The following is a 10,765-nucleotide window of genomic DNA, read 5'->3' as shown; positions in this document are numbered from 1 at the left end:
AATTTAGCTGACGGTGATATCTCTGATACTTCAACAGATGCCATCAACGGCTCACAACTCAAAAAAGCAGCCGAGGGCAATAGAACAAAAGTTACTGTCGATGGTGGCACAGAGGCTGGAACAAAAGGTGCTTACACAGGTGGTAACCTAAAACTTACTCATGGCGGTGAAAATAACAACACCTATGACCTAAAACTTGCTAATAACCTAACAATAGGTGAGGCAGGCGATGGCACACCTGGAAAACCTGGCGAAGATGGTCAAATCAAAGTTATCGACAAAGATGGCAATGATGGTGTAACTATCGCTGCAAAAGACGGCAATGGAACTATCGGCTTAAATGGCAAAAATGGTAATGACGCAGTTAAAGCTGATATTACTCTTGAAAAAGGCGAACCTGGTGTTAAAGAGACAAACGAAAAAACAAGAATTGTCTATACAACAGAAGATGGCAAGAAAGAGACTATCGCTACGCTTAATGACGGCTTGAAATTTGAGGGTAATTACCGAGACGGCACTAATGACCCTATCGCTAAAAAACTAAATGAGCAAGTAGATATAGTAGGAACTCATACAGCTGGTAAAGATAAACTAACTACTGGTAACATTGGTGTTATCAATAATGGCGAAAAACTAGTTGTTGAACTTGCTAAGGATGTAAATTTAACAGAAGCTGGAAGTATTTACTTCGGCAAAGATGGTGCAAAAATCAGCAACGATAATGGAGACATTAAAGTTGGTGATGAAAACGGAGGACCAGTTAAGATTACAAATTTAGCTGACGGTGATATCTCTGATACTTCAACAGATGCCATCAACGGCTCACAACTCAAAAAAGCAGCCGAGGGCAATAGAACAAAAGTTACTGTCAATGGTGGCACAAAAGCACCTGATGATGGCTCTTACACAGATGGCAATCTAAAACTTGCTGCTAGTGATAATAACACTACTTACGACCTAAAACTTGCTAATAAACTTAGCTTGGGTGATAGTGCAGAAAGCGGTGCTGTAACAGTCAATAACAAAAATGGTAAAGCTGGTGTAGAAATCTTTGCAGATGACAATACTGGTGAAGGTCACATTAAGATTACTAACGGTAAAGATGGAAATGATGCTGTAAGTGCAGATATTACGGTAGCAAAAGTTAATCCTGCTGACGCTGGTCAAAACGGCACAACCAATACTAGAATTACCTACAAAGATGCTAGCGGTAATCCTGAGACTGTCGCTACTTTAAATGACGGCTTGAAATTTAAAGGTGATAAAGGCGATGTCGTAAGCAAAAAACTTAACGAAACGCTAAATATCAAAGGTAACACCACTGTTAATGCTAAGCTAACAGAGGGCAATATCGGTGTAGAAAATGTTGGTGGCGATTTAATCATTAAACTTGCTCAAAATATTGACCTAGGAAAGGACGGAAGTGTTAAAGCTGGTGATACTACTATCAACAACGATGGTTTGACTATTGCAGGTGGTCCAACTATAACCAAAACTAATGTCGATATGGGTGGCAACAGAATTCAAAATGTTGCAGAAGGCACTGACTTAACTGATGCTGTCAATTTATCTCAGTTAAAAGCGGTTGAAGGCAAAATTAAAGCTCCAAATACTGTTAGTTCAAAAAATGGCTCTGTAAAAATTGCAGAGACAACAAATACTGACGGTAGTAAGAACTATGACTTGAAAGTCGCTACTAAACAAAATTCTGACGGCACTGTAAGTATGGTTACTTATAATGCTGACGGTAGCGAGAAAACAGGTCCGGTTCAAGTCAAAAATGTAGCAGCTGGTAAGGCTCCAACTGACGCAGTTAATGTATCTCAATTAAAAGAGCTAGTTGGAAATTACACTGTTGAAAACTACACTGATGAGAATGGCAATACATTTAACAATGTAGTTCAAACAAAAGATGAAAAAGGCAAAACTGTAACGCTAAAAACTTACAATGTCAAAGATAAAGGTGAGTATGTTACAAACAATGTCGTAACTGCGATTTCTAAGATGAACGAGCAAGGTATTAAATTCTTCCATACAAATGAAGATGAAAATTTCAAACCAGAAGAACAAAGGAAGAATACTGTTGATTCATCAGCCAGTGGCGGACATGCGACAGCTATTGGTTATCAAGCAGACGCTAGTGGTAAATCATCATTAGCTGTTGGCGATAATGCAAATGCAAGCGGCGAGCAATCTATCGCTATTGGTAATGGCGCACAAGCTAGCGGAAAACAATCAATTTCAGTTGGAACTGGTAACCTAGTCTATGCTAACAACGCAGGTGCATTTGGTGATCCAAATACCGTAGCAGCAGGGGCCGATGGAAGCTATGTAATCGGTAATAATAACAATGTATCTACAAATGATACATTTGTAATGGGCAATGATGTAACTAGCACAGTTGCAGATTCATTATTCTTAGGTAGCAGAACAGCTTATGTTGGCGAAGGCACTAGAAGTAAAGGCACAAATAACGCTTATACTAGTGATAGTGTAACTGCGAAAAACGCAGCTGGCGAAAATGTCGTAATTGGTATGAAAAATTTCGCTGGTGGCGACCAAGTCAAAGGCGTAGTAAGCGTGGGTAATGCTAATGAAACTCGCCGTATCCAAAATGTCGCACCTGGTCTAATCAGCAAAGACAGCACCGATGCGATCAACGGCTCACAACTATACTCTGCTATCGAGGGTATCGCTGAGCATTTGGGTAGCAACATAACAAATATCAATCAAAGAATTGATAATTTAGACAAAAAAATTGATAATGTTAGAGATGAGGCTAGGGCTGGTGTCGCTTCTGCTATCGCTATCGGCAACCTACCACAATCTACAATCCCTGGTAAGGGTATGCTAAGTGTGGGTACTGGTTATTATCAAGATGAGGGTGCTCTATCTATCGGTCTATCAAAAATGTCAGACAATGGTAAATGGGTATTTAAATCATCTATCTCAGTCGATACACAAGACAACATTGGCGCAGGCGCGTCTTTGGGCTTCCACTTCTAAGGTGGCCTAGTGCGAAACCGATGAATTTCGGTTTCGCTTTTTTTAAATTTAAAGGGTAAAAAATGAAAAAATCATTACTATCAGCTCTAAGCTTAGCTGGAATTTTATTTTTTAGTGGTTGCACCACTCATGTAAGCGACAATATCCCAGAAGACGGCGTCATGCAATGGGACGATGTAACTTTTTTGGATATGAACAAAACATGGATCGACGCTCCAACTCACCCAAATGCCGAAAATTTGGGCAAAGTAGAAAAAGGTATGAGCAAAGACCAAGTATATTTCCTAATCGGTCACCCGCACCACCAAGAGGGCTTGTATGCGGTTAGAGAGTGGGATTATGTATTTAATTTAAAGAAAAAAGCTGGCGATCCTGATAAAATTTGCCAATTCAAAATCATCTACGACAAAGATTATCGCGTAGGAAGCACATTTTATAATCCAAAAGGTTGTGCCAATGTAGCCCCTGTGCAGCTACCGAACCAAAATGTCGAGCTAGAATCTGACTTTTTGTTTGACTTCGACAAAGACAATCTCAAAGCCGAGGGCCACGAAAAAATCGCAGCTGTCGCCAAGGATATTGATGTAAATATGGTAAGAAGCGTCAAGGTCTATGGTTACACTGATCCGCTAGGAAGCGACGCTTATAACAAAACTCTATCTCAACAACGCGCAAATATGGTCAAAAACGAGCTTATCGCAAATGGAATCCCAGCTAGCAAAATCCAAGCTATCGGCATGGGCGAGGCAGATCAGGTTAAATTCTGCCCGGGCGAAAAAGGTGCCGCGCTAAAAGAGTGCCTCAAACCAAATAGACGCGTCGTAATCAAAACTATTTATTAACAAATTTGGGCTAATCTTAGCCCAAATTTCACTTCAAAGGGGTTAGTTTGAAAAAACTAATTTTAATCTTTTTATTTTTCTCAAATTTATTTGCTATTGAAGACACTAAATTTATCGCGTGCGAAAAGGGCGACGCGCAGGCGTGCTATGAGGTGGGACTTTTGCTTTATATGGGGCAAAGCACTGCCAAAGACGATGAGGGCGCGGTTTTGTTTTTTAAAAAAGCGTGCGATAAAAAGCACGATAATGCCTGCGTGGCTTATGCGCAAATGCTAGAAAATGGCCTTGGAATCAAGGCAGATAAAAACGCAGCCTTGAATTTATACGAAAACGGCTGTAAGCAAAAAAATGTCCTTTCGTGCAAAGGGGCTGAGAGATTGCACTCTGCTTCGAATAAAAACAAAAAAAGATTAAGTGAAATTCGCGCGTTTTTGTGCAAAAACGGCGAGGACGAATACTGCGAAAATGCCCTTGTGACGCTAGAAAACACAAAAGCCGTGGCAAGGCTGGATAATGACTGCAAAAACGGCAATAAAGATTCTTGCGAAACCTTGGTAAATTTGTATTTTAAAGCCCAGGGCACGCCTGAAAATATCCAATCAGCGATTTTTTACACAGATAGACTTTGCAAGCTAGATGTCGCGACTTCGTGCCGAAATTTAGCCATTATCTTCCAAGGTCAAAGCGATATTGAAGGGGCGAAAAACTACTACGCCAGAGCCTGCGCTATGGGCGATAAAATTTCATGCTCGGAGTATAAAAAGCTAAGTAAATAGCCGAATTTTAGAAGCCTTGAAGCGTGATAGCATACAGCCTTTCAACCGCGTCGTCTTCTAAATTTAGCGAATTTTGACTTTGCAAAAATTCCAAAATTTCGCCCCATTTAAAGCCTTTTTGGTGCAAACAATGCTCGTGAGCGGGCAAAAATCCGCGTGTGAGTGATACTGCGCCGCTAATTTCTTCGTCGCACAAAAAACAAAATGGCTCGCTGTGGAGCCTGCCCTCAAATTCCAAAATTTTGGCGTAACTTTCGATGATTATTCGGCGTGGATTTTGGCGGCCAAAGCGCGAAGCAGCGGAATTTAAAAGCTCATAGTAAAATTTATCAAGCTCGTTTGCGTCCTTTAAATGCGCGCCTAGTAGCCTGATGAATTGCTGCCAAAAAATGAGTTTTTCTCTATTTGCGAGCCAACCGTATCCTAGGTGCATGACATTGCTTAGGCGCGGGAGGAAATTTTGGTTTGAGACTAGCTCAAAATCTATTTTGTATCCTTGTGTGATATTTGGGTGTCTGGCACCATAAAAGCGATACGCGCGCACCAAGGCGTCAGCGCATAGCACATCTACTATACAATCTTCGTCTTTGATTTTTGTGACTTTTAATATAAATCCTTGCATGGTTATATTCTAGCGAAATTTTAAATTTAAATAAAGAAAAATAGGTTAAAATTGAGAGTTTAATTTTGCAAAATTAAAGGAATATTATGAATTTTGGAGATTTGTTTTCAAAGATTCGTAGAGCCCAACCAGAAGCTTCTGAGGCACCTGCGCATTGGGTTAAGTGTCCTGGTTGTGCTTCTTTGATGTATTTTAAGGAGGTGGAACAAAACCACCATGTCTGTCCTAAATGTAACTATCACATGCGTTTTAGCGCAGATGAGCGAATCGCGCTAATCTGCGATGAGGGTTCGTTTGTAGAGTGTGATAAAACCCTCGAACCCGTTGATCCGCTTAAATTTGTTGATAAAAAATCATACAAAAAACGCATAAGCGAGGGGCAGGAAAAGACAGGCAGAACGAGTGCTGTCGTCGCTGGCGAGGCTAAAATTTCAAAACAACCTGTGCAATTGGTCGTTTTTGATTTTAATTTTATGGGCGGAAGCCTTGGCTCAGTAGAGGGCGAAAAAATCGTGCGAGCCGTCAAACGCGCGCTTGATAAAAAGCAAGCCTTGATTATCGTCTCGGCTAGCGGTGGAGCTAGAATGCAAGAAAGCACATATTCGCTAATGCAAATGAGCAAAACTTCGGCTGCGCTTAAAATTTTAAGCGAAAATAAAATCCCATTTATCTCTGTTTTGACAGATCCTACGATGGGCGGAGTTAGTGCGTCGTTTGCGTGGCTAGGCGATATCATCATTGCTGAACCGGGTGCATTGATTGGCTTTGCTGGTCAAAGGGTCATCAAACAAACAATCGGAGCAGATTTGCCAGAGGGTTTCCAACGCTCAGAATTTTTGCTAGAACATGGATTGATCGACGCTATCGTGCCAAGAGCGCAAATGCGTCAGTATCTAAGCGATATGGTAAATATGCTAACAAATACCCCAGTCCAACTCGATGATAGTAGCGATGAGGGGCTATTTGATACGCACGGCGAAGAAGACGAATAGTGCAGATTATCGTTAATTCTATACAAAAAGGCACCGACGAATTTGCGAGCGAGCTAAACGAATATCGCAAAATGTCGGCTAAATTTGCTAGTATAAAAGATGAAATTTTCTTTAACGCTAGTATCGCAAAGGCTCAGACGATCGATAGAGCCAGCGCACTTAGGGCGTATGACGAGGTTTATATGCCTAGATTAAAAGGTTATAATATCGCCCTTGACGAGAGGGGCGAAGAGCTTGATAGTATGGAATTTGCTAAAATTTTAGACGGGAAAAATTTGGTTTCATTTTTCATAGGCGGTGCTTATGGGCTAAGCGATGATTTTAAGGACAAATGCGATAAAATCATCAGCCTAACAAAGCTAACTTTGGCACATAAAATTGCAAAGCTTATGCTCTTTGAGCAAATTTTTCGTGCGCTTTGTATAAATGCAAATCATCCATACCATAAGTGAGGGTAAAATGAAAAAAAGTGAGTTGAAAATTTACAAAAAACTTTTAGAAGAAAGAAAAGCCGAGTTAAGCGCTAATATCAACAGCGCGACAAAAGATATCGAAGAGCTTAGAGAGCACGGCGCGACAGATGAGATTGATGTAGCTAGCATGGATACGGATTTGACGATTGAGTATTCGATTGGGCTAAAACAAAGAGAGAGCCTAAATAAAATAGTCTCTGCGCTAGAACGCATTGAAAATGGCACTTATGGCGAGTGTTTGGAGTGTGGCGAGCCAATCAGCCCAGAAAGGCTAAAAGTCCGCCCAGAATCAAGACTATGTATTTCTTGCAAAGAACTTGCCGAAAAAGCACAAAGGAGATAATGATGAAGGCAAAACAATTTTTTGTATATTCAGTGATATATATCGGTATCATCGCAGCTGTGATTTTCACGCAAGAAAGCGCGAGCTACACCCTAAGCGTGCTTGGATACTCTCTCACACTGCCTGTGGCTGTGTGGGTAGTGCTGCCATTAGCTTTGTATATGATACTTGCACTTTGTCATTTGGGCTTTTATGGTTTTATGGTTTATCGCAAAAACCGCGCTATACAAAAAGATGTAAGCTCGTATGACGAGATGACAAAAGAGGTTTTATTAGGATTAGAAACGAACCGAAATTTCAAAACAGAGTTTTTCAAAGATCCAAGCGATATAACTAAAATTTTATCTCCATGGTATGATAGTAGCGAGCTTGATATCAAAAACGAAAGCCTAAAAGAGATAGTCGATGTCGTCGAAAAGGTAAAAAACGGCGAGGTCGTGGATCTGAAAAAATACAAACTCCCTAAATCAAACGGTATGTTTTTACAAAACGAGCTAAACCGCCTTGATGCCGAGCCTGATTATGCGCGCGAAATTTTAAAAACAAAGGGCGTTTATAACGATCAAATCACCAAAAAAGCATATAAAATTTTAGTTGATAAGGGCGATTATAGCGCGATTAAAACCTATAAAGAATTCCAAGATAACGACGATATCAAGCGTATCGTAGAGCGCGCTGCCGATGAGAGCGAGTTTGAGGTTAGTAGCGAGGAGCTGTTTAATCTCATAAATAGCGATAAATTCAGCGACAAAGACTTCATTTATTTTGCCAAAAAGCTCAAAGACCACCTAAATCCGGAGCAATACAGAACCTTTTTTGAAAGGCTCAAAAACCAAAATTCAAGCGCGACAGAGGCGTATTTGTATGCGCTATATGAGCTTGGTATGATTGATGAGCTAAGAGAGCAGCTCCACATGAGCGACGGCGACGAATTTGATAAATTCCAAATTTTGCTATTTTTACGCGACAATGGCAAATCAGTGCCAGCTTCGCTGATATTCTAAATTTCGGGGCGCGAATTTGTAAATTTTGTAAATTTGCAAATTCGCGCCATTTTTACACAATCAATGAATTTAAATAAATTTTTCGAGACAAAACCGCTTTTTTTGGCGCCTTTGGCTGGGTTTTCAGATTCGCCACTGCGTGGTGTGGTGAAAAAATTCGGCGCTGACGCGACGATAAGCGAGATGATTAGCGCAAATGCGCTGGTGTTTGAAAACGACAAAACCCTAAAAATGCTAGAAAAAAACGAAGCAGAAGAGCCCTTTTTCGTCCAAATCGCCGGAAGCGACGAGGAAGTGATAAAAAAGGCGGTTTTGATTTTGAATAAATTTGACGGATTTTGCGGGATTGATTTAAACTGCGGCTGCCCTGTGCCAAAGGTCGTGAAGCAAAACTCAGGCTCGGCGCTTTTGCTGGATTTGGATAAGCTAACCAGAATTTTAGAAATCATCAAAACTCACTCAAATAAAAAATTCGTAAGCGCGAAAGTTAGGCTTGGCTTTGCTAGCGTTGATATCGAAAATATCGCGCGCGCGGTGGAGCGAGGCGGGGCTGATTTCATCGCGGTGCATGGGCGCACGAGGGCTGGTGGATACAGCGCGCAGGTCGATTACGACGCAATCGCGCAGGCAAAAGGTGCCGTGCAAATCCCGCTCATCGCCAACGGCGACATTAGCTCGCAAAATGCCGAATTTGTGCGAAGCACGACCGGCGCAGACGGGCTTATGATAGGCAGGGCAAGTATCGGGCACCCGTGGGTTTTCGCCGAGATTAAGCAGGGGCAAAGTGCGAGCGCGGAGCTGAAAAAAGAGATTATTTTGGAGCATTTTGCGCAGATGATAGCGCATTATGGGGCGCACGGCGTGGCGATTTTCCGCAAGCACCTGCACGAATACTCCAAGGGCTACGCAAACGCTAGCGCATTTCGCGAAGAGATAAATCACATAGAAAATGCAAATTTAATGCGAGATAAAATTTTGGAGTTTTTTTAAATTTTGGTTTTTTGTCGTTGCGAGATGACGCGCTCATCGTGCAATCCAGTAAAATTCGAAGCAAAATTTAACCTAAATTTATCATTGAACGAAGTTTTGAAATTTTACAACAACACTGACCTTGAATTTTAAATTTGTGGCAATGAATTTAAAGAATTTGGGCTTCTGTGATTTTGCCTTTGTCTGTGATAGTGGCTGTTAAGATGCCACTTTTATTTGTAAATTCTGTATGGGAATTTGTGGTTATGTTTGCATTGTTTGATTTTAAATTTGAAGCGTGTAAATTTATGGCGTTTATATAGTTTTGAAAAATCATAAAATATAAAAATAAAGAAAGAAAACTTAAATTTAGTAGTTTAAATTTAAGTTTTAATTCATTGTTTGTTTTATAGGCTTGATAAATCATTATTGATTTTTTCTTTCTTCTTTTATTTTTTTAATCCACTCCTCTTGGAATTTTTCAGCTTCTTTAAATTCGGCTTGTTTTTCTTTTTCTTGTTCTTTTTCAAATTCGGCATAATCTTGGAGTTTGCCACCACATTTAGGGCAAATCATATTTTTATCTTTTACTTCGCGATATGGATATATTTCCCTACATTGCTTACAACGCATAAATTGAATATATCGTTTTATGCTTTTTTCGGAGCGGAAAGCTAGATAAAAAAATGCAAAACTTAGGCATAAACATAAAATTCCAACAATCAACCATAAATATCCAAAGTCTAAATTTGCTTTTGGCATAAAGGACTTTATCAATACTTCTTTTTTTGTAAAAGCCTGTATTGCGGATAAAAAAAGAGCAATGGCTATTATAAAGTTTCCAATTCTATCTACCATAGCAGAAATCTTATTATTAACTTTCAGAATTTACAAAATCTCGCGCAGTGTCCTTGCGCTGTGCATCCAGCTATCTAGCTCGCTCCATTTTTCGTTTTCTATCATATCGGTGCAAATTTGAAGCTCTTTTTTGAAAGACTCTATCGATTTTAACAAATTTTCTTTGTTTTGTTTGAAGATATCGACCCACATTTCAGGGCTTGATTTGGCGATTCTTGCCATGCCGGTGAAGCTTCCGCCGGCTAAATTTATGATATTTCGGCGATTTTCCTCTTTTAAAACGCTATTTACGAGCGAGTAGCTAATCGCGTGTGGCAGGTGCGAGATGAGCCCCACATGGTGGTCGTGGCTGAGCGCATCCATAAAGACAATCTTCATACCCGCAAACGAAAAAATTTCAACCGCGCGTTTGACATGCATTTCATCGGCATTGTTATCGTCGCAGATGACGACTACTGCACCATTTAGTAGCTCTGAAAATGCCGCGCTTGGGCCTGAGTTTTCCGTGCCTGCCATAGGGTGAGCGGCGATGAAATTTCCTCTAATCTCTGGCGGGCAACTTTGCAAAATTTTAAATTTCGTGCTTCCTAAATCGATGATTGTGGTTTCCTTGCGCGCGTCTTTTAGCTGGGCTAGCGTCGTGATAATCGCCTCGACTGGGATTGCGAGAAAAATCACATCGCATTTTTGCTTCATTTCCTCGATACTTAAAATTTCATGCACCAGCCCCAGTTCCAAAGCCTCTTTTTCGTTTTCCCTAGAAATATCATATCCGCTAACCGTGCTAATAATCTTTGATTTTTTCATACAAAGCCCGAGCGAGCCACCTATCAAACCTAAGCCTATAATGCCTATTTTCATAATTTTCCTTTGTAAATTC

The 10,765-nt window shown here is 40.5% G+C and carries 12 protein-coding genes; 8 read left to right on the top strand and 4 right to left on the bottom strand.

Annotation, left to right across the window (positions count from 1 at the left end):
* The 3 genes from OFN98_RS07900 to OFN98_RS07890 all read left to right on the top strand — a co-directional run.
* On the top strand, positions 1–3,006 hold a 3,006-nt coding region (locus OFN98_RS07900), incomplete at its 5' end, for a YadA family autotransporter adhesin (protein ID WP_270876661.1).
* Positions 3,007–3,068: 62 nt separating this feature from the next.
* Complete coding sequence (locus OFN98_RS07895) at positions 3,069–3,848, top strand: OmpA family protein (protein ID WP_270865344.1); 780 nt, start codon at positions 3,069–3,071, stop codon at positions 3,846–3,848.
* Positions 3,849–3,895: 47 nt separating this feature from the next.
* Entirely contained in the window at positions 3,896–4,624 is a 729-nt protein-coding gene (locus tag OFN98_RS07890) for a tetratricopeptide repeat protein (protein ID WP_270866607.1), read from the top strand.
* A gap of 7 nt (positions 4,625–4,631) precedes the next feature.
* Here OFN98_RS07890 and recO read toward each other — a convergent pair whose 3' ends face one another.
* The gene (gene recO, locus OFN98_RS07885) at positions 4,632–5,246 is read right to left on the bottom strand and encodes a recombination protein RecO (RefSeq protein WP_270859224.1); all 615 of its coding nucleotides are present in this window, start codon (positions 5,244–5,246) and stop codon (positions 4,632–4,634) included.
* 86 nt (positions 5,247–5,332) lie between these two features.
* Between recO and accD the strand changes: the two genes are divergently transcribed.
* The 5 genes from accD (at position 5,333) to OFN98_RS07860 (ending at position 9,048) form a co-directional block, all read left to right on the top strand.
* Positions 5,333–6,238, top strand: coding sequence for an acetyl-CoA carboxylase, carboxyltransferase subunit beta (gene accD / locus OFN98_RS07880; RefSeq protein ID WP_270866609.1), 906 nt, complete (start codon positions 5,333–5,335; stop codon positions 6,236–6,238).
* Entirely contained in the window at positions 6,238–6,690 is a 453-nt protein-coding gene (locus OFN98_RS07875; protein ID WP_270876660.1) for a 23S rRNA (pseudouridine(1915)-N(3))-methyltransferase RlmH, read from the top strand. The genes accD and OFN98_RS07875 overlap by 1 nt, the downstream gene beginning before the upstream one ends.
* Before the next feature lie 7 nt (positions 6,691–6,697).
* Positions 6,698–7,054, top strand: coding sequence for an RNA polymerase-binding protein DksA (gene dksA / locus OFN98_RS07870; protein ID WP_270859227.1), 357 nt, complete (start codon positions 6,698–6,700; stop codon positions 7,052–7,054).
* Between the two features lie 2 nt (positions 7,055–7,056).
* The gene (locus tag OFN98_RS07865) at positions 7,057–8,058 is read left to right on the top strand and encodes a LapA family protein (RefSeq protein WP_270874948.1); all 1,002 of its coding nucleotides are present in this window, start codon (positions 7,057–7,059) and stop codon (positions 8,056–8,058) included.
* Between the two features lie 63 nt (positions 8,059–8,121).
* On the top strand, positions 8,122–9,048 hold the full coding sequence (locus tag OFN98_RS07860) for a tRNA dihydrouridine synthase (RefSeq protein ID WP_270874947.1): 927 nt from the start codon (positions 8,122–8,124) through the stop codon (positions 9,046–9,048).
* 148 nt (positions 9,049–9,196) lie between these two features.
* Here OFN98_RS07860 and OFN98_RS07855 read toward each other — a convergent pair whose 3' ends face one another.
* From OFN98_RS07855 to OFN98_RS07845, 3 genes are read right to left on the bottom strand one after another with little or no spacing between them, the layout of a single operon-like run.
* The gene (locus OFN98_RS07855) at positions 9,197–9,454 is read right to left on the bottom strand and encodes a hypothetical protein (protein WP_270874946.1); all 258 of its coding nucleotides are present in this window, start codon (positions 9,452–9,454) and stop codon (positions 9,197–9,199) included.
* On the bottom strand, positions 9,454–9,885 hold the full coding sequence (locus OFN98_RS07850) for an adenylate kinase (protein WP_270874945.1): 432 nt from the start codon (positions 9,883–9,885) through the stop codon (positions 9,454–9,456). Before OFN98_RS07850 ends, OFN98_RS07855 begins: the two co-directional genes overlap by 1 nt.
* A gap of 30 nt (positions 9,886–9,915) precedes the next feature.
* Positions 9,916–10,746, bottom strand: coding sequence for a prephenate dehydrogenase (locus OFN98_RS07845; RefSeq protein WP_270870023.1), 831 nt, complete (start codon positions 10,744–10,746; stop codon positions 9,916–9,918).
* Positions 10,747–10,765 lie beyond the last annotated feature (19 nt).

Origin of the sequence: Campylobacter sp. JMF_15 NE4, assembly GCF_027737645.1 — a bacterium.
Lineage (GTDB): Bacteria > Campylobacterota > Campylobacteria > Campylobacterales > Campylobacteraceae > Campylobacter_B.
The sequence above is the reverse complement of the archived record's forward strand: the minus strand, read 5'-3'. Positions and strand labels throughout refer to the sequence as shown.